Raw genomic sequence first — 19,524 nt, 5'->3', positions numbered from 1 at the left:
TCAAAATGTAACCATTTAAAGTCTAAAAAATACAGTCGTTTGTCTGTATTATGTAAGTAGCGAGGTACTACATGGTAAACAAAAAAAGTAATTTGCAAGACTACATTTCTAAACGCATCCGTTTACTCAGACTAGAAAGAGGATATACTCAAGAACAATTAGAGGAGATGGCTGACTTAGGAACAAATTATGTTTATAAACTAGAAAATCTGTCAACAAACTTAAAAATTCAAACACTAGAAAAAGTAATGGAAGCATTAGATGTAGACTTAGATACCTTCTTTGACATTCAACTTAAAGAAGAAGATCCAAAAATATCACGGCTTATTGATGAATTAAAGATACTTCCATTAGAACAACGTTCCCGAGTAGTAGATGCACTCTTACTAATTTTAAATGAAATTCAATAGCAAAAAAACTATCTGCCTTTCTAAAATAAGAAAGGCAGATAGTTTTTTTCTTAGTTTGATGAACTACTGCTACTGTCAGTAGTTGCTTCACCCTTGATGTACTGAGTAAAGATATTTTGGAAAGTTTGGTCTTTGACTTTGATGTTGGCATCTGTCAATTCTTTACCGATAACACCTTGAACAAAGGTAGCATCATTTTGTTTTTGAGTCAAAATAATTGTTTTGAGTTTTTCTTTATAATCTTCTATATTTGAAGATTTTTCTGACTTCTTAGTTAGTTTTACAATGTAGAAACTACTTGTGTAGGCTTGTGTTCCTGGTGCAGTGATGACATCTGAAACACCATTGACATCAAGTGCAAAGGCTGCTTTCTTAACGACATCTGGCAATTCTGTAGAAGCAGAATCAAAGGTGATTTCACCACCATTTTCCTTTGTCTTTTCATCTGTAGAATTGTCTTTTGCAAGTTGTGCAAAGTCAGCTCCAGATTCTTTTGCTTTGGCAAGGATTTCCTTAGCCTTATCTTCACTGTCAAGTTTAATAATTTGAGCCGTTACTTCTGGAGTATACTCTTCAAATGCTTTTTTATAGTTTTCATCTGTTAATTCAGCTTCTGCAGCCTTCTTCACTGCAAACTCAACCAATTTACTTGTTCGGATTTGAGCCTTACGACTTTCAGCAGTCATACCTGAACGAGCTAGAACTGTTTGATAGCTATCACCATATTTCTTTTGTTCTTCTGCAACGGCATCATCTACTTCTTTATCACTAACTTCTGAACCGTATTGTTTTTCAAAAACTTTTTGAATGGTCATGTTAAGCAAGACTTGTTGAGCAGTTGGATTATTTTTAACTTCTTCGTAGAATTGATGTTCTGTAATCACATCACCCTTCATACTGATCAAGTCTGCTCCTTGAGAGCTATTGGAACAAGCAGCCAAAGTAGCTACTGACAACAAGGTGATGGCTCCTGCCATTAGTTTTTTCTTCATGTTTACTCCTTTTAATTTACAAGATAAAACGATTACCTTATCTATTTTACTGAATTGTCTTAAATTTATCTGAAAATCAATCAATCTCGGGTAGTTCAATCTCTGCTGTATTTTTTCTTATCATGAGAATCCCGTCCCCAAGAGGAACCAAAGTAGCGGTTAATCCTGTATTGTCCAAAGTCGCATCAAAGAGTCGTTGCAAGCCCCGATAGATAGTTCGTTGACCTCGACGTACTTCCATGATATCCTTGGCCACATCACCACCCTGAAAAATATCATCCAAGACTACCACTCCTCCAACTTCCAAACGTTTGAGGATTTCTGGTAGAAAAATGATGTACTTGGATTTAGCAGAATCCATAAATACAAAGTCGTAGGACTCTGTTAAGGTCGAAAGGACATCCACAGCATCACCTTCTAAAAGGGTAATCTGCTTGCGACTATCAAAGCGAGCAAAATTCTCCTTGGCAAAACCAATCATCTCAGGATTACGGTCAATTGTCGTAATCTTTGACTCCGGTGAATGCTCTGCCATCAGGAGAGCAGAAAAGCCAATTGCTGTGCCAATCTCCAAGATGTTTTTCGGTTGCATGGTTTCCATGAGAAAGCGGAAATAAGCAACCGTTTCATGAGGAATGATGGGAATATTCTCCTTACGAGCGAACTTCTCTAATTCCTTGAGTGAGCCAGTCACTTGCTTTTGTCTGTGACGCATGAACTCAACAATCTCATGCTTGACAACAGGACGACGCATATTGTGATTGGCATTTTTGCTATAAGACTTTACCATCTGCCTTATGCCAATCCTAATTTTTCAACAAGAGCTTCAAACTCATCTAAACGGCGTTCAAAGACAGCAAAGGCATCGTTGAGGTAGTCTTCCTTCTCCATATCAACGCCTGCTTTTCTCATGACATTAAGTGGATAGTCTGACTTCCCTGCTTTGAGGTAATCGATATAGCGATCACGATCTTCTTGGCTACCATGAACAATTTTTTCAGCCAAGGCTGAAGCTGCTGCAAAGCCTGTTGAATATTGATACACATAGTAGTTGTAGTAGAAATGTGGAATACGGGCCCATTCATATTGAATTTCAGGATTGTCTTCTTTACTCAAACCATAGTAAGCTTCATTCAAGTCGGCATAAAGCTCATTTAAGAATTCACTAGTCAAGACTTCACCATTTTGGTCAGCTTGGTGGATGGCATGCTCAAATTCAGCAAACTGAGTTTGACGGAAGACTGTACCACGGAAGCCATCTAGGAAGTTGTTTAAGATTGCAAAGCGTGTTGCATCATCTTGAACTTCTTGCAATAATTTTTCTGTCAGGATGTTTTCATTAGTAGTTGAAGCAATTTCTGCTAAGAAAATTGAATAGTCTCCATAAACGTATGGCTGGGTTTCACGAGTATAGCTAGAGTGCATACTGTGTCCAGTTTCATGGACAAGAGTAAAGAGATTATCTAGATTGTCCTGCCAGTTAAGAAGCATGAAGGCGTTGGTATCATAAGAACCGCCAGAATATGCACCTGAACGCTTGCCCTGATTTTCATACACATCAATCCAGCGTTCGCTGAAGGCACGTTTAACACGGCTCAAGTAATCTTCACCAAGAACTGCCAAAGCATCTTCTGCCTTCTTCAAGGCTTCTTCATAAGTAAAACTGTATTCCACTGAAGAAAGTGGTGTATAGACATCATACATCTTGAGGTCTGGAATACCCAAGATTTTTGAACGTAGTGCAAGATAACGATGCAAGAGTGGCAAGTGTTTGCGAACTGCTGACACTAAATTGTCATAGACACTTTCTGGTACAAAGTTAGCCGCAAGAGCAGCCTGACGAGCACTCTCATAATTGCGAACTTTAGCACGGTAGTTTTGGACTTTGACATTGGTCTGTAGAGTCTTAGCATAGGTGTGCTGGAACTGCTCGTAAGTCGCATAAAGTGCTTCATAGGCACAACGACGTACTTCTCGATTTTTTGATTCCATCAAACGTACGTAGGTTCCGTGAGAGAGCTGCACTTCATTATCTTCGTCATCCAAAACGTAAGGGAAAGTAAGATCAGCATTGTCTAGAATAGCAAAGGTTTCACTTGCCGAACCAAAGATTTCACTGGCTCCTGCAAGCAATTCTTCTTCACGCTGTGAAAGAACATGATCTTTCTTTTGTAAGAGCTGATCAAAAAAGTGTTTATAAAGCTCAAGTTTAGGTTCAGCAGCCAAGAAAGCAGTCATTTGTTCCTCAGTAATCTTCATAAACTCTGGCTCGTAGAAAGAAAGAGCTTGATCCAGCTGGCTATAAAGTGTCATAGCCTTAGCATAGTATTCTTGATACTTAGCTTCGCGCGTGTCTTGGTCATTTTTCATATGCGCATAGACATAAAGCTTCTCCAACTGGCGCTCTAACTCTAGAGAACGTTCAGTAATTTCAAGCAAGCTCTGAGCACTGTCTAAAAGATGACCTACATATTGGTCAACTGTTTCCACTTCCTCTGACAGTTGGTTGAGGGCTTCTTCCCAAGCCTGATCAGTAGCAAAGATCGTTGATAGATCCCATTTGTCTTTTTCATTTATTTCATTTCGTTGTAATACCATAAGATTCCTCCATCCTTTCTATTTTACCACATTTTTTAAGAAATATTGCTGATAAAAAGCTGGGGGATAGAGCTTTTGTGTGTCAGTTTTGGGATTTTGTTGATAATAGGCCTGAAAATTTTTGTAATAGCCCTGCAAATCTATAGTTATCTGGCAAAATTGACCTTTTTCTATAGGCCTTACTTGGGGAAACCAATCTTGAACATCCAAATTCAGTAGATTCTTCCCCTGAGCATAAGCCTCCCCCTGTTTCCTCATCCAGTAAGGATTTTTATAATAGAGCTGTTGGCGAATATAGTCGCAAATTGTTTCATCTTGTGATACATCCATACTTGCTATTCTTTGCTTCTGATAGGGAAGCCGTAAAATCTCTATGAGATTGCCTTGCCCATAAGGAAACTCCCTTATTTGATAATAAAGATTCCCCTTCAAATCTTGATGGATCATGTATTTCAAGCGTAGTATGTCCCTTTGCTGATCTAATTCCCATAGATGAAAGCCCATATTTTGACTAAAGGAAAGCAAGTCTCTTTGGAGCTGAGTCAAACGTTCCTTTAACCAAAGTTTTTGACCGACTAGCCAAAGTACTTGGTAGCCATTTTTTTGATATCCCAGGCTTCTTTCCTCCAAAAGTTGGCGAGAAATAGGACTACACTGAACTTCTAAGGCAAGCTGTTTATTGACTAAAATATCTGCAATTTGTTTTAGTTGAGGAATGGGACATTCAAGCTCGGCCTTGTCATTTTTCATCGCCCAATTAAAAAGGGCAACCTTATTTTCCAGATGCTCTGAACTCTCATTTTCATAGTAAAAGTTGCACTGTTTGAGCGATACATGGGCAAAATGCGTCCGTAGGTTCTTCCCTTTTCTTAATCGAACCAAAGCTCCACAAGCTGGACAAGTATAGCTTTGTTTAACTAATTTATCCTCCAAGGCATTGACTAAGCCTCCTTTTTCATCTCTGGCTAAAAACATTTATACCCCCTTTTCTACTTTATTCGAAAAGGATAAGAAAAAGGCTGATCAAACCAGCCTCATGGATTATTTAACGAATTAAGAGAGGAATCTTATCCCCTTTTTCTTTTTAATTTCTTTTCCAACATAGGGATGATGTTAGAAATCTGATCATTTTTTATGACTAGGACTCCGTACTCATGGCAACGATTGATATATGCTGGATTTATTTTCCCAGAACAAACAATTAGTTTTAGACAACTTTCCCCAGCAAAATGATTGGCGTAAAGCTCTAATTCATTAATCGCCTCTACTGATAAGTCTGTCATTTTACAGGAAATAAAAACAATGGACCGACCTTTACGAAGTACAACATCAATCTCATTTTGTACATTATCAGCCTCAGGGAAAATACCATTCCAATCAATTTCAGCTCCAATCATACATTCATCAAAATACTCTGACTCTAGCGCTAAAAGATAGAGATAGAGTTCCAAAATGTGACCTTTGCTACGACAAAGGAGTTGGGCCTCGGGGCTAGAAAAAGTATAACTAACGCGATTAGAAGTTTCCTCTTCAATATGGAGCAAGTCAGCATCTGTTAATAAGGAAATGATGGATTTAGGGTAATAATAACGTTTCCCATTATTCTCTAGCACTTTCCCTGTTTCAGAATGAAGATTACTCGTCTTTGCTAGAGCAAAAAATTGAGTTACTTTTAACCATTCTTCTGGTTTTGAAAGGGCGCTATTTGCCAATTTTTTGATAGCAGCAATTTGTTTAGGCGTATGGAAAGGTTGCTTGGACTTTAGTAGTTTACCACCACGTAGGGCAATCAACTGCTGGATGGATAGAGTTGGGACCACCAGGTTCTTTTTCTCCAATTTTCCAAGCTTCCAATCATACTGTAGACCATGGTCAACATCCATTGCAAGAAGTGGTATATTTCTGTCCAAAGCATACTGATAAAGAGATAGAGCTAGTAAAGAGTCGCCTCCAAAAACATCAAAGGTTATTTGTTTGTCATTTGTGAGGATAATATCCAGATTCTCTGCTAGATTTTCAAGACTTAGTTGCCTAAAGTGAACCTGTTTTATACGTGGGACTTGCTTCGTCAAAAAATGTTTCAATGACAACTTTTCTTCTTCGGAGATTTTCTTCCTAGCAAGAAATAGGATCTCGTCATAGTCACTCACGAAGGCTGGATAAACATTTTTCTCTAAAGAATGGCGATCATAGATTTCTACTAGCACACTGGTCATGCTACTACCTCCCTATACAAACATTGGTTGTTGGCATGGAAACTTCTAAATGTTTGAAAATATCCATAAAAATTCTGGCTACTTAAACTTTTTGCCTACACTTCTAGTATAGCATAAATTGAGAACTTCCTTTCTTATTAGGGTAACAAAAAAGGAAATAGAAAAATCCTTTTCTATTCCCTTAGTCTTTTATTTTACTTTTCTTGCCAACATGGTCGCAAAGCGTAGTTGGATACGATTTCCGTTTTCATCACGACGGTGCAAATGACCAGGATTTTCATTATACTTCACTAACTCCCAGTCCTGGTAGTAATTTGCTAATTCCCCCTCTTTAAAGGTAAAGGGAAAATTAACTGAACATGGATAATCTTCCGTATCCATGGCACAAACAATCAAATTGTAGCCACCGATAGAGGTTTGTTCCTGCATGTTTCGGATAATAGCAGGAATACGTTCTGCTTGTAAAAACATGAGCACAACCGTTGATACGATAAAATCGTAACTTTGTCCAATGCTAGCTGAATTGATATCGTAGAGACCGACAGGCATTTCAAAGTCTTCTTGCTCCACAATGCTTTGCAAGATTTCAAGGGATAACTCATTTTGGTCCACTGCTGTGACATCAAATCCATGTTGAGCGAGAAAGAGTGCATTTCTTCCTTGACCACAACCCAAATCTAGTGCCTTACATGGTTTGACCGTCTGCATAGCTTCTAAGACTTCCGAATGAACTGGATTGGTATTGTATTTCTTAGGGAAATAATCTTCTAGTTTACAATAGAATTCCAAGTACCATTCAACATCATCTGTAGCGGCCTCGACCCTGTGCCAAGCTTGAGGTTGCGCCATAGGATTATCAGCACCTGCTTCAAAGAGGTGCTCAGCTATAACTTCCCCCTCCTCAGTCAATTCAATAAACTTAAGAGCCCCTTTTAATACGGTAATCTTGCCCCAGGTTCCGACCTTGGTATTGTGTTTTCTTTGAACAGCTTCTGGCATGGTGTCTTTATTCCAGACAGGCATTCGTTTATAGGCAACTAGTTTTTCCATTTACTTCACTCTTTCTATCGATGGTTAACTGCTTTCATAACACGCGCGATATCACGATCTTGCTCGCGTCGTTTAATCGACTCCCGTTTATCGTAATCGTGTTTCCCTTTTGCAAGTCCTAAGAGTAACTTGGCATAGCCATCTTTGATATAGACTTTTAGAGGAACCAGCGTCATCCCTGTTCCCTTTGTTTCTTGCTCTAACTTCTGGATTTGCTTTTTATGAAGGAGAAGTTTACGACGACGTTCTGGTTCCTGATTCCAGATATTCCCTTCTTCATAAGGAGCGATATGGACATTACTCAGCCAGACTTCCCCATTTTTCACTTGGGCAAACCCATCTTTCAGATTGATGCGGGCTGCTCGAACACTCTTGATCTCAGTTCCTGTCAGGACCATTCCTGCTTCTAGCGTATCTACGATTGTATAATCGTGGTGCGCTTTTTTATTTTGCGCGACGACCTTTCCCTCGCCCTTTGCCATGCTTGGCTCCTTTCTTTGCTACTTCCTTGTAAAAAGGTTTCTTGCTCTTTTTCTTCTTGTCTTTTGGAGAATGCTTGCGCTTATCACCTAAGCGACCAGATTTTCTCTTGTCTTCTTTCTTATCTGAACGACGCCCTCTATCCTTACGGTCAGAGCCTTTCAAACTTTTTTCAATGACATCAAATTCACTTGGAATAAAGGAGAAATCAATCTCACCAGTCATCTTATCAGCTCTTTCAACGCGAATACGGATCTGCTGTCCCACTCGGAAGGTAATACCAGATTTCTCCCCACGAAGGGTTAAATCGCGTTCATTAAAATGGTAAAACTCAGGTAGATTGGTAATGTGAATCAATCCCTCAACTGTATTTGGTAATTCAACAAAAAGACCAAATTTAACAATACTTGAAACAACTGCATCGTACTCTTCACCAACATACTCTTCCATGTATTCAGCTTTTTTCATAGCTTCGACTTCACGCTCGGCCTCGATGGCACGGCGCTCACGGTTTGAAGATTGAGTCGCAATCTCTGGAATCACTTGTTCAAAATGCTCCGCTACTTCTTTAGAACGCCCATAGTCACGAATCATACGGTGAACAAGGAGGTCAGGATAACGACGAATTGGGCTGGTAAAGTGAGTGTAGTAGTCTGCAGCTAATCCATAGTGACCGTGATTATGCTCAGAATAACGAGCCTGCTGCATAGAGCGCAGAAGCATCATGGACAATACATCCGCATATGGCTCTCCTTCAACAGCACGCATGATATCTTGGAGGGCTTCCTGAATTATCTCACTGGCAGTCCCATAGATTCGTAATCCAAAACTTGAAGCGTAATCAATAAACTTCTGAACTTTCTCAGCCTTAGGTTCCTCGTGAATCCGATAGATAAAAGGTAGGTCCAGCTTACTAAAGTGCTCGGCAACTGTTTCGTTGGCAATCAGCATAAAGGACTCAATCATACGTTCTGCAGTCCCACGATGACGAAGGACAATATCAACTGGCTTACCTTTTTTATCTACTAAAATCTTAGCTTCATTGGTATCAAAATTAAGAGCTCCACGCTTAATCCGCATACTTTCCAAAGTCTCATGGAGCTTAGCCATTAACTCGATACTAGGAACGATTTTCTTATAGTCTTGTCTCTTCTTCTCATCACCTGCTAGGATATCATTGACATCGCTATAGGTCATACGAAAACTGGTCTTGATAACTGTTTGTGTAATGGTGTAGTTGACTACACGACCATGTTTATCAATCTCCATAATGGCAGACTGGGTCAGGCGATCAACTTGGGGATTGAGAGAGCAGACTCCATTTGACAGTCGTTCTGGAAGCATTGGAACTACACGGTCTGTCACATAGACAGAGGTCGCACGATTGAGAGCTTCCTTGTCAAGAGCAGAACCTTCCGTTACATAATATGAAACATCCGCGATATGAACTCCTAGTTCGATATTTCCATTTTTCAATGGTTTGATATGAACAGCATCATCCAAGTCCTTGGCATCAGCTCCATCAATGGTAAAGGTAATTTCATCTCTTAAGTCCAGACGACCTTCCATATCTTTCTCTGATGGCGCATCAGGAACCTTTTCTGCTTCTTTAAGAACAGCTTCTGGAAACTCGGACACAATGTCCATGGACTCCAAGACCTCGAGGACATCAATCCCCGCATCTGTTGAATGTCCAACCACATCTAGGACACTAGCCACAAAGAAATCGTGTTTCTTACTTGGGTACTTATCAATAAAGACCTTGAGAACTTCTGTTCCCTCGAGTTTAAGGGCTGGCTTCTTAACGTAGATTGGTTGACTAATCTTTTGATTTTTAGAACGAATATAACCCGCATACTTTGGTTTCTCTTCATCAAGAATAATTTGCCCGACAACTGTCGTGAGACTGTGTTCTAAAATATCGATAATCTTTGCTTCTGCTGCGGTTCCTTTGTTACGGTCAGCAACTTTCTTGATGACAACTTCAACAGTATCGCCATCAATGGCATAGTTAACATCACTTTTTCCAACAAAAAGATCGTCTTCTTCGCCTTCAAGACTTACAAAACCGAACCCATTTTTATGAGCATGGAAAATTCCTTTCAGGGTAATCTCATGTTTTTTCTTCTGTTCTAGGGTTAAACTACCATCTTCTTCAAAGCGAAGCTGGTGCTTACGTTCCATCAAGGAAAGGGTTTTGATTAACTCACGGAAGTCTTTAGAACCATCCTTTCCGAGAACTTGAGCTAGGTCATTTACAGTCACTCGCCCCTTCTCTTGTAAATATTCTTTTATTTTATCTTTCATGTTTTCTTTCTAGATTTATAATATTTTCTTTTTGGTGTAAAACCTTCTCAAACATCATTTAATACTCAATAAAAATCAAAGAGCAAACTAGAAAGCTAGGCGAAGGCAGTACTTGAGTACGACAAGCCGACGCTGACGTGGTTTGAATTTGATTTTTGAAGAGTATAAAAATAAAAATAGGCAAAGACCCAGTCCCGCCCATTATTTTCTTATCTACTTGATAATACCGTCAATGCTAAGGCAATGGCTAGCCAGAAAAAGACTAAAATTCCTGTCAAACGTTGCATCACAGCTTCAAAACCGCGCGCTTTGCTACGTTCAAACAAATCACCTGCACTGGCATCAAATACATTGCTAGATTGGTTTTTAGTTGGTTGCATGAAAATTGCAATCACAATCACAACAGATAATACTAATAAAATGGTTAATAATAGGTTATACATATCAAACTCCTTAAAATCCCTATTATTCTACCATAATTTCTACTTAGATTCAAGATGTAGAGTCACTTTTCTTTCTTTTGGGCAATACTTTAAGACCTCAATCTTGTCTGGATGGGTTTTGGAGTTCTTACTGGTTAGATAATTGATGCTACCACAAGAGGAGCATTTGAGATTGATTTTTACTCGCACTAGATTTCCTTCACTTTTAATAATGTTCTAAATTGGATAAGATTAAATAAACAACTGAGAGCTACACAGGCAGCTGTTGCATAAAATACTGAATGGTAGCCGAATTGTTCCGCGACTACTGAGCCTGCCAAGGGGCCAATCACTCCTCCTAAATAAAAGAAGACTTGATTAAAGGCAAATACTCTTGAAATACCTGCTTTGGGAGTCATCCTGCTAAGGAGAGCATTGATCCCTGGAACAAGAGCTCCTGTTCCCAGACCAAAGAGAAAGCGATAAATCCCTAATTCTAGAGGTGTGGATGCGTTGGCGCAAAAAAGATAAATGAGAACTGAATAAGCTTGCGCTACAATTAATAAACGATGATTACCAACCTTATCTCCCAAACGCCCCATCACACCTGAACTCATCATACTTGATAAGCCCATACTGGAAACTATTAAGCCTGATACAAAGAGGAGATTTTCATTCTGACCTAAGTCACGGATATAGAGAGCAAGAATGGGACCGACTGATTGTGCAGCAACTTGAATGACAAAACTTGTTGCAAATAAATTAAACAAGAGATATGGATACTTAACAGAAGTAAAGAGCTCTTTGGTAGGGAGTGCTTTTTCTTTCGGCACTGGTTGAAAGTCTTCCTTGATAAAAAAAATAGTTAAGATAGCAGCCAGAAATAAAAAACCACCAACCATCAAGAAAACATTGCGAATCCCAAAGACTTCTGCAATCATTCCACCAACAAAAGGGCCTGTAAGAGTCCCTGCTACGACACCAGATGAAAGAGTTCCTAAAGCATAGCCTGACTTATCCTTTGGAACTTGACTGGCAATCAAAGCTGTCGCATTGGGTACAAATCCAGTGAAAACACCATTTAACAATCGCAAGGCTAAGAGCCAATAAACATTTGGAACAAAAGCTAAACCACCCATTGTAATAGTCATGGCAAGCCCTGCTCGTATCATCATAGGTTTGCGACCATATCTGTCCGCCAGAATCCCCCAAAGAGGTGAAACACAGGCTGCAGAAATAGCCGAAACTGAGATAGCTAAACCTGAATAAAAGGTAACTTGACTCGGTTCAACCCCTAATTGCTCAACAAAGATTGGCATAAAAGGAACCACCAAAGAAATACAGGCACCTGTCAAGAAAGATCCTAACCAGGCAATACGAAGGTTGTCCTTCCAACTAATCTCTTTCAAGAGTATCGCCTCCTTGAAGTAGGCTGGCCACTTGACTCAACAGTTGCTCTCGACTCCCATTATTGTCTAAAATATGACTAGCCAATCTTTTCTTTTCTTCTAAGAGCCACTGGGAGGCCAGACGGGCTTGTGCGTCCTCTATAGTCAGATAATCTCTTTTCATTAAGCGATCCAGCTGGGTATCTCGACTTACATAAACTAGCCAAGTTTCATCAAACCAAGAAGCATAGTTCTGTTCAAAAAGCAATGGAATATCCATGAAAAATAGGTCCTCAGTCTGAGCTGACTTGTCTCTCAAAGAGCCCAATTCTTCACGGATAATTTGTCCCTGGGTTTCCTTGGACCATTCTTGCTCTTCAGAATTTGAAAAAATAAGGCTCGCAAGCAAGGGACGATTCAGTTCACCATTTTCAAGAAGGATCTTTTCCCCAAAATGCTCCACTAAAATCTGATAAAGTCGGCCACCAGATTTTTGAAGTTGGTGAACAAGAGCATCCGCATCTACCACTTCAAACCCTTTTTGTCTTAGAAAACTTGTGACAGTGGACTTACCTGACGCAATACCACCAGTGATTCCGATTATTTTTCGCATCAGTCCCTCCTTTGACATTTTGGACAAAAATGGGTTCCACGACCACCGAGTTGAATTTTTTCGATGATGGATCCACAACGTGAACAATCTTGTCCAGCTTTATCATAGACCTGATGAAAGTCCTGCATAGTCCCATCTTCTCCAAATGCATTGGTATAAGTGCGAATGGTTGAACCACCCTTTTCAACCGCCTGACCTATAACAATGATCGTTTCATCATGGACTTTTCTAGCCTCTTGTGCTGTTAAACTATTAGAGGTTCTTGAAGGATGGACTTTCGCTCTCCAAAGTACCTCATCCACATAGATATTACCCAATCCAGCAACCAAAGTTTGATCGAGAAGATGCGATTTGATAGGTTTTCTAGATTTCTTCAAGGCACCTCTAAAAATCTCTAAGTCAAAATCCTTTTCAGTAGGTTCTGGTCCAAGCTTCTTAGATAGAAAGTAAGCTTCTAGAAGTTCAGGAGCAAGTAACTCCATAGTTCCAAACTTACGGACATCCTCGTAAACCAGAGTCCCACCATCTTCAAAGTGGATAAAAACATGGGCATGCTTACGTTCAGGGACTTGACCTGGATAATAAAAATACTTGCCTTCCATTCGCAGATGCGAAATCAAGACCTTGTCTGTCAAATAAAAAAGCAAATATTTTCCACGACGTCCCATTGATTTAACAACTTGACCAGGCAATTCTTTCTGAAACTGATCCAAATCTGTCTTAATCATCTTGGGATAACGAATATCAAGACTAGCAATCTTCTTCCCTAGAATTAGTTTTTCAAGACCTCGTCGAACCGTTTCGACTTCAGGTAATTCAGGCATAGCTCCTCCTTCTCTAAAAACAAGAAGCAGGCTAGTGCCCACCTCTTCTTAATATTCTTTTTCGTTATAGCCAAAGTCAGCCAAATCTAGCTTCTTATCTCGCCAGTTTTTCTTAACCTTGACCCAAGTTTCTAGGAAGACCTTGTCTCCTAGCATGAGTTCAATATCACGACGGGCCATAGTCCCAATTTTCTTAAGCATGGCACCACCTTTACCGATGACAATCCCTTTTTGGCTGTCACGCTCCACCATGATGGTTGCTCGGATATGAACTTTATCAGTTTCCTCATCTCGTTTCATAGAGTCCACCACTACTGCAACTGAGTGTGGAATTTCTTCACGAGTTAAGTGTAAGACCTTTTCACGAATCATCTCAGAAACCAAGAAACGCTCTGGATGGTCTGTGATTTGATCGGCTGGGAAATATTGGAAACCTTCTTCAAGATTTTCACTGAGGATATCTACCAAGCGAGAGACATTATTGCCTTGAAGGGCTGAGATTGGAACAATCTCCTTGAAATCCATTTGATTACGAAAATCATCAATTTGAGCTAAAAGCTGGTCTGGATGAACCTTATCAATCTTATTGACCACCAAAATCACCGGAACCTTAGCAGCCTTAAGACGCTCGATAATCATGTCATCGCCCTTACCACGCGCCTCATCTGCTGGCACCATAAATAGAACTGTATCTACTTCACGAAGGGTACTGTAGGCAGACTCAACCATGAAATCGCCAAGAGCTGTTTTGGGTTTGTGAATTCCTGGGGTATCGATAAAGACGATTTGTTCCTTATCAGTGGTGTAAATCCCCATGATTTTATTGCGCGTTGTCTGCGCCTTATCACTCATGATGGCAATCTTTTGCCCCATGACGTGATTCAAAAAAGTTGACTTCCCAACATTGGGACGTCCTAAAATGGCTACAAAGCCTGATTTAAATGTCATAATTTCCTCTTACTGTTTAAAATAATAAGTCCCAAATCCGAGGGAGAAAGATAAGCGCACCTGTCAAAGCGGCAAAAATTGAGACTACAAGCACGGCACCTGCTGCCATGTCCTTAGCTTTCTTTGCCAACATAGAAAAGTGATAGTGACTAGCCAAATCTACTACATTTTCAATAGCTGAATTAATAATCTCAAAAGCTACCACCATGAAAATGCTCATAAGTAGAAATAACCATTCGATTCGTGACACCTGAAAAACAAAACCTGCAAGAACAACTACAAGAGCTGTCGCTGCATGCTTTCTCATATTACGTTCTTCCTCAATTGCAGTCAAAATCCCAGTGATGGCAAATTCTAAACTTGAGATTAGGTCACGATTTTTCCATTTTCGTTTATTGTCTTGTGAGTCCATAGGCTGTCAAAATTTCTTCTTGTAAACAGAACATCTCCGCTTCTTCTTCGGGAGTGTAGTGATCATAGCCGTTAATGTGTAAAAAGCCGTGCACTGCCAAGAAGCCCATCTCACGCTCAAAACTATGACCGTACTCCTCAGCCTGCTCATGTGCCTTGTCAATGGAAATGAAAAGCTCACCAATGTAGGCGTCAAATTCTGACATCATTTCTGCCAAGTCAGGATCATTTTCCAGATCTTCCTCATCAAAGGCAATCTCTAGCTCTGGTTTATATTCAAGACTGATGACATCTGTTGGACGATCGGTATCACGAAACTCTAGATTAAGTTCATGGCTTCGTTCGTTGGTCACAAAAGTGACTGCCATCTCCTTGTCTTCTTTTCCCAATTTTTGGGCTGCAAATTCCAAAATTTCTTGGGTTTGTTGCAACATTTCTTTTGAAACTTGACCAGTTTCATCTACCATTTCAATATACATGTGCTTCTCGTTTCTCTTTACTTGGCTTTATTATATCACATTTCTATGATTTTATTCTACCTTTTTGATATAATACTATGGAATACATTCACGAGGAGAGAACCATGTCATTTGATGGATTTTTTTTACACCACATGGTTGAGGAATTGCGAACTGAGTTACTAAATGGGCGCATTCAAAAAATTAATCAACCCTTTGAACAAGAGTTAGTCTTGCAAATCCGTAGCAATCGTAAAAGTCATCGTTTGCTCCTTTCTGCCCATCCAGTTTTTGGGCGCATCCAGTTAACAGAGTCAACCTTTGAAAATCCTGCTCAGCCATCTACTTTTATTATGGTATTGAGAAAATACCTTCAAGGAGCAGTTATTGAGTCAATCGAGCAGATCGAAAATGATCGTATCGTAGAGATCACAGTTTCCAATAAAAACGAGATTGGGGACCATATCCAGACCACTCTCATCATTGAGATTATGGGTAAACATAGTAATATCCTCCTCGTAGATAAGTCTAGCAACAAAATCCTTGAAGTTATTAAGCATATAGGTTTTTCGCAAAATAGTTACCGTACCTTATTACCAGGCGCTACTTATATTGCTCCACCAAGTACGGAGGCTCTCAATCCTTTCACGGTCAAGGATGAAAAATTGTTTGAGATTCTACAAACTCAAGAGTTAACTGCTAAAAACCTTCAAAAGCTTTTCCAAGGTCTAGGTCGTGATACAGCATACGAATTGGAAAAATTATTAACGAATGATAAACTATCCAATTTCCGAAACTTTTTTAAGCAAGAAACCAAACCTTGCTTAACAGACAAGTCTTTCTCTTGTGTGCCTTTTTCTAGTAAAACAACGGAGTATTTTGACAACCTTTCTCAATTACTTGATGTCTATTACAAGGATAAGGCAGAGCGTGATCGAGTTAAGCAGCAAGCTAGCGAACTCATTCGCCGAGTTGAAAATGAGCTACAAAAAAATCGTCAAAAACTTAAAAAACAAGAAAAAGAACTCCTTGCTACTGAAAATGCAGAGGAATTTCGTCAAAAAGGTGAATTGCTAACGACTTTTCTTCATCAAGTTCCCAATGACCAAGATCAGGTCATTTTGGACAACTACTACACCAATCAACCTATCACGATTGCACTTGATAAAGCTTTAACACCAAACCAAAATGCTCAACGTTACTTCAAGCGTTATCAGAAATTAAAAGAAGCTGTTAAATACCTGACTGAACTAATCGAAGAAACCAAGGCTACTATTCTTTACCTAGAAAGCGTAGAGACAGTTCTCAACCAGGCTGGACTAGATGAAATTGCTGAAATTCGTGAAGAATTAATTCAAACAGGATTTATCCGCAGAAGACAACGCGAGAAAATCCAGAAACGACAAAAACCTGAAAAATATCTTGCAAGCGACGGAAAAACCATTATCCTAGTTGGTCGTAACAACCTTCAAAATGACGAGTTAACCTTTAAAATGGCTCGTAAAGAAGAACTCTGGTTCCATGCTAAGGACATCCCTGGAAGTCACGTTGTTATCACTGCCAATCTCAATCCTACTGACGAAGTTAAGACAGATGCGGCAGAGCTAGCTGCCTACTTTTCAAAAGGCCGTCTCTCCAACCTCGTTCAGGTAGATATGATTGAGGTCAAAAAACTCAATAAGCCCACAGGTGGTAAACCAGGATTTGTGACTTATACTGGACAAAAGACTCTCCGTGTCACACCCGACCCTGAGAAAATTCAATCCATGAAAGTAAAATAAGGACTTTTAACCTGAAGGCTGTCAACATTTTAGATTTTTAAAAATAGGAGGTAAGCTCAATGCTACGGCATATCAAATCTATTTTAACCATTATATTCGGAGCTGCCATCTATGCCTTCGGACTCACGTATTTCGTTGTGCCCCACCACTTATTCGAGGGGGGAGCAACTGGGATCACCTTGATTACCTATTATCTCTTTAACATTCCCATCTCCTTGATGAACCTGTTAATCAATATCCCGCTCTTTATTCTAGCCTGGAAAATATTTGGTTCAAAGACTCTGTACACAAGTTTGCTCGGAACCATTTCCTTATCCATTTGGTTAGCAATCTTTGAAAAGATTCCTCTCCACTTTAATCTTGAAGGAGATTTGGTTATCGTTGCCTTGGTTGCGGGTGTTCTTTTGGGACTTGGTCTAGGTGTTATCTTCAATGCTGGTGGTACCACTGGTGGAACAGATATCGTCGCTCGAATTCTCAACAAGTACACCAATATCTCCGTTGGAAAATTACTCTTTGCACTAGACTTCCTTATCCTAATGCTCATTTTAATTATTTTCCAAGATCTTCGTCTCGTAACCTATACACTTTTATTTGACTTCATCGTCTCTAGAGTTATCGACTTGATTGGTGAAGGTGGATATGCTGGTAAAGGATTTATGATCATCACCCAAAAGCCTATGGAGTTAGCTGATAAAATCAATGAAGAGCTCGGTAGAGGTGTCACCTTCATTTCTGGGCAAGGCTACTACAGTCAAAAAGATTTGAAAATTATTTACTGTATTGTAGCAAGAAATGAAATGATTAAGATGAAAGAAATGATACATACCGTGGATCCGATGGCCTTTATTACCATCACTGAAGCACACGAAATTTTAGGAGAAGGGTTCACCTTCGTAAAAGAAGAAACTTCATAACATCTAGATATCAAAAATGAGGCTGGGACAAAAGTCCTAGCCTCTTCTTGTCTTTGGATTGTCGAGCAAGACGCAGTGGTTGAGTGGGCTCTACTTCGCTGATTTCATCAGCTTTTACAGCCCTACTCAACTGTGCGGAGGTGGGACGACGAAATCGAATTCTAACGAATTACCGATTTCTGTCCCACTCTCATTTTTTTGATGATAAAAACGGAAGAATTAAATCTTCCGTTTCACAAATCATTATTTTTCAGCTGTCAATGCTGCCATAGTGATGTAGTTGTATGGTTTATTGAAGTGTGGCAAGAAGAATAGGTCTGTCAAGGCCAATTTTTCAATTGTAACGTGTTCTTGGATAGCAAGTGAGAACATATGGATTCCCATAGCGATTCCAGGATCACGTGATACCATTTGAGCACCAAGGATTTCACGGCTATCTTTGTCGAAGACAATCTTGATAGCTACTTCATGGTTGTCATGTTTCATAAATTCTGGTTTTTGAAGATCGTTGAAGCCAGTTTCAGTTGCATTGTAGCCTGCAGCTTTTGCTTTTTCAAGAGTCAAACCAGTTGAAACCATGTGAAGACCGTAGATAGAGATACCGTTTGATCCTTGAACACCGATTCCTTCAAGTTCATGTCCACAAGCGTTGTATGCACCTACGATACCAGTACGAACTGCGTTTGATGCAAGAGCGATGTAGCTAGTGTCTTTACGAGCGTTATCATAAACAGTCGCACAGTCACCCACAGCAAATACACCTGGGATAGATGTTTCTTGTTTTTTGTTAACAAGGAAAGCACCGTTACGGAAGAGTTCAATCTTACCATCAGCAAGAGCTGTGTTAGGACGGAAACCAACTGCAAGGATAACCATATCAACGTCAAAGCTTTCTTTGTCAGTGATCAAGCGTTCAACTTTACCATCACCTTCGATAGCTTTTACAGTTTGACCAAGTGCCAAGCGGATGTTATTGTCTTCCAAGTTTTTAGCCATCAATTGAGTGAAGTCTTTGTCGTAGTATCCGTTCAAGACTGTATCTACGATATCAACAAGAACAACTTCTTTTCCAAGACGTTCGAATGCTTCAGCAAGCTCAACACCGATGTACCCACCACCAACAACAGCGATACGGTTAAGATTTTGGCTCTTATCTGCAAGTTTGTTGATAACTTCTTCAGCGTTTTGATACAATTTAACAAATTGTACATTTTCAAGAGTAGCTTTGAACTCACGGTTACCTTTAACAATTTCAACACCTTCAATTGGTGGCAAGATTGGTGTAGAACCAGTTGCAAAGATCAATTTTTCGTATGATTCTTTGTGCTCTTTTCCGTCAACTTCTGCAGTAACAACTTTGTTGTCATAGTCGATTGAAAGAACTGGAGAGTTCATGTAAACTTTAGCGCCTTTTGCTTCCAATTTTTCTTTATCAGAGTAGAACAATCCTTCAGCACCGTCGATTTGCTCACCAATCCAAAGAGCCATTCCGCATCCAAGGAATGAAATGTTTGAGTTTTGGTCAAATACAACGATTTCGTTTTCGTTGCCAAAGTTGTCCAACATAGTGTTGATACATGCAGTTCCAGCGTGGTTAGCACCCACGACTACGATTTTACTCATTAGATAATTCCTACCTTTTAATTTTTATTTACCCCTCTAGTATATCATTATCTGTGAGCGTTTACAAGCTTTTTACTTATTTTCCC

20 protein-coding genes are annotated in these 19,524 nt (G+C 39.7%); 3 read left to right on the top strand and 17 right to left on the bottom strand.

Annotated features, from left to right (window positions below; translation table 11 throughout):
• The first annotated feature begins 71 nt into the window (after positions 1-71).
• Positions 72-410: a helix-turn-helix domain-containing protein gene (locus ACORHT_RS04285; protein WP_414273440.1), complete on the top strand. Its 339-nt coding sequence runs from the start codon at positions 72-74 to the stop codon at positions 408-410.
• A gap of 50 nt (positions 411-460) precedes the next feature.
• Here the strand turns inward: ACORHT_RS04285 and prsA are convergent, their stop codons facing one another.
• The 16 genes from prsA to ybeY all read right to left on the bottom strand — a co-directional run bounded on the left by prsA (position 461) and on the right by ybeY (position 15,138).
• Positions 461-1,402, bottom strand: a complete 942-nt coding sequence (prsA, locus tag ACORHT_RS04280; RefSeq protein ID WP_434350729.1) for a peptidylprolyl isomerase PrsA — start codon at positions 1,400-1,402, stop codon at positions 461-463.
• A 76-nt stretch (positions 1,403-1,478) separates the two neighbouring features.
• Positions 1,479-2,192: an O-methyltransferase gene (locus ACORHT_RS04275; protein ID WP_434350728.1), complete on the bottom strand. Its 714-nt coding sequence runs from the start codon at positions 2,190-2,192 to the stop codon at positions 1,479-1,481.
• A 5-nt stretch (positions 2,193-2,197) separates the two neighbouring features.
• Entirely contained in the window at positions 2,198-4,000 is a 1,803-nt protein-coding gene (pepF, locus tag ACORHT_RS04270) for an oligoendopeptidase F (RefSeq protein WP_434350727.1), read from the bottom strand.
• Positions 4,001-4,018: 18 nt separating this feature from the next.
• A complete protein-coding gene (locus tag ACORHT_RS04265) occupies positions 4,019-4,975 on the bottom strand; it encodes a competence protein CoiA (protein ID WP_434350726.1) in 957 nt (318 codons plus the stop codon).
• Between the two features lie 92 nt (positions 4,976-5,067).
• Positions 5,068-6,216, bottom strand: coding sequence for a hypothetical protein (locus ACORHT_RS04260; RefSeq protein ID WP_434350725.1), 1,149 nt, complete (start codon positions 6,214-6,216; stop codon positions 5,068-5,070).
• 189 nt (positions 6,217-6,405) lie between these two features.
• Complete coding sequence (gene tehB, locus ACORHT_RS04255) at positions 6,406-7,266, bottom strand: SAM-dependent methyltransferase TehB (RefSeq protein ID WP_434350724.1); 861 nt, start codon at positions 7,264-7,266, stop codon at positions 6,406-6,408.
• Positions 7,267-7,280: 14 nt separating this feature from the next.
• Positions 7,281-7,748 (bottom strand): SsrA-binding protein SmpB, encoded by a 468-nt coding sequence (gene smpB / locus ACORHT_RS04250; RefSeq protein WP_001051741.1) that lies wholly within the window; start codon positions 7,746-7,748, stop codon positions 7,281-7,283.
• The gene (rnr, locus tag ACORHT_RS04245) at positions 7,711-10,053 is read right to left on the bottom strand and encodes a ribonuclease R (protein ID WP_434350723.1); all 2,343 of its coding nucleotides are present in this window, start codon (positions 10,051-10,053) and stop codon (positions 7,711-7,713) included. Before rnr ends, smpB begins: the two co-directional genes overlap by 38 nt.
• A 209-nt stretch (positions 10,054-10,262) precedes the next feature.
• On the bottom strand, positions 10,263-10,496 hold the full coding sequence (gene secG, locus ACORHT_RS04240) for a preprotein translocase subunit SecG (protein ID WP_000282514.1): 234 nt from the start codon (positions 10,494-10,496) through the stop codon (positions 10,263-10,265).
• Positions 10,497-10,535: 39 nt separating this feature from the next.
• Positions 10,536-10,685 carry a 50S ribosomal protein L33 gene (rpmG, locus tag ACORHT_RS04235; RefSeq protein ID WP_001809104.1) on the bottom strand — a complete coding sequence of 50 codons (150 nt, stop codon included), beginning with the start codon at positions 10,683-10,685 and terminating at the stop codon, positions 10,536-10,538.
• Positions 10,685-11,884, bottom strand: coding sequence for a multidrug efflux MFS transporter (locus tag ACORHT_RS04230; RefSeq protein WP_434350722.1), 1,200 nt, complete (start codon positions 11,882-11,884; stop codon positions 10,685-10,687). The genes rpmG and ACORHT_RS04230 overlap by 1 nt, the downstream gene beginning before the upstream one ends.
• Positions 11,871-12,476 carry a dephospho-CoA kinase gene (coaE, locus tag ACORHT_RS04225; RefSeq protein ID WP_434350721.1) on the bottom strand — a complete coding sequence of 202 codons (606 nt, stop codon included), beginning with the start codon at positions 12,474-12,476 and terminating at the stop codon, positions 11,871-11,873. Before coaE ends, ACORHT_RS04230 begins: the two co-directional genes overlap by 14 nt.
• Positions 12,476-13,300 carry a DNA-formamidopyrimidine glycosylase gene (mutM, locus tag ACORHT_RS04220; RefSeq protein WP_434350720.1) on the bottom strand — a complete coding sequence of 275 codons (825 nt, stop codon included), beginning with the start codon at positions 13,298-13,300 and terminating at the stop codon, positions 12,476-12,478. Before mutM ends, coaE begins: the two co-directional genes overlap by 1 nt.
• A 48-nt stretch (positions 13,301-13,348) precedes the next feature.
• Positions 13,349-14,248: a GTPase Era gene (era, locus tag ACORHT_RS04215; RefSeq protein WP_223338886.1), complete on the bottom strand. Its 900-nt coding sequence runs from the start codon at positions 14,246-14,248 to the stop codon at positions 13,349-13,351.
• A 16-nt stretch (positions 14,249-14,264) separates the two neighbouring features.
• Positions 14,265-14,660, bottom strand: a complete 396-nt coding sequence (locus tag ACORHT_RS04210) for a diacylglycerol kinase family protein (protein ID WP_000378160.1) — start codon at positions 14,658-14,660, stop codon at positions 14,265-14,267.
• Positions 14,641-15,138 (bottom strand): rRNA maturation RNase YbeY, encoded by a 498-nt coding sequence (gene ybeY, locus ACORHT_RS04205; RefSeq protein WP_434350719.1) that lies wholly within the window; start codon positions 15,136-15,138, stop codon positions 14,641-14,643. Before ybeY ends, ACORHT_RS04210 begins: the two co-directional genes overlap by 20 nt.
• A gap of 104 nt (positions 15,139-15,242) precedes the next feature.
• Here ybeY and ACORHT_RS04200 point away from each other — a divergent pair, with 104 nt between their 5' ends.
• Positions 15,243-16,898 carry an Rqc2 family fibronectin-binding protein gene (locus tag ACORHT_RS04200; RefSeq protein ID WP_434350718.1) on the top strand — a complete coding sequence of 552 codons (1,656 nt, stop codon included), beginning with the start codon at positions 15,243-15,245 and terminating at the stop codon, positions 16,896-16,898.
• A gap of 59 nt (positions 16,899-16,957) precedes the next feature.
• Positions 16,958-17,815: a YitT family protein gene (locus ACORHT_RS04195; RefSeq protein WP_075226903.1), complete on the top strand. Its 858-nt coding sequence runs from the start codon at positions 16,958-16,960 to the stop codon at positions 17,813-17,815.
• A 243-nt stretch (positions 17,816-18,058) separates the two neighbouring features.
• Here ACORHT_RS04195 and nox read toward each other — a convergent pair whose 3' ends face one another.
• Positions 18,059-19,438 (bottom strand): H2O-forming NADH oxidase, encoded by a 1,380-nt coding sequence (nox, locus tag ACORHT_RS04190; RefSeq protein ID WP_075229441.1) that lies wholly within the window; start codon positions 19,436-19,438, stop codon positions 18,059-18,061.
• Between the last annotated feature and the right edge of the window lie 86 nt (positions 19,439-19,524).

It is taken from the genome of Streptococcus sp. KHUD_014 (assembly GCF_051106275.1).
Classification (GTDB): domain Bacteria; phylum Bacillota; class Bacilli; order Lactobacillales; family Streptococcaceae; genus Streptococcus.
Note: the sequence above shows the minus strand (reverse complement) of the source record. Positions and strands in the feature narration are given on the sequence as shown.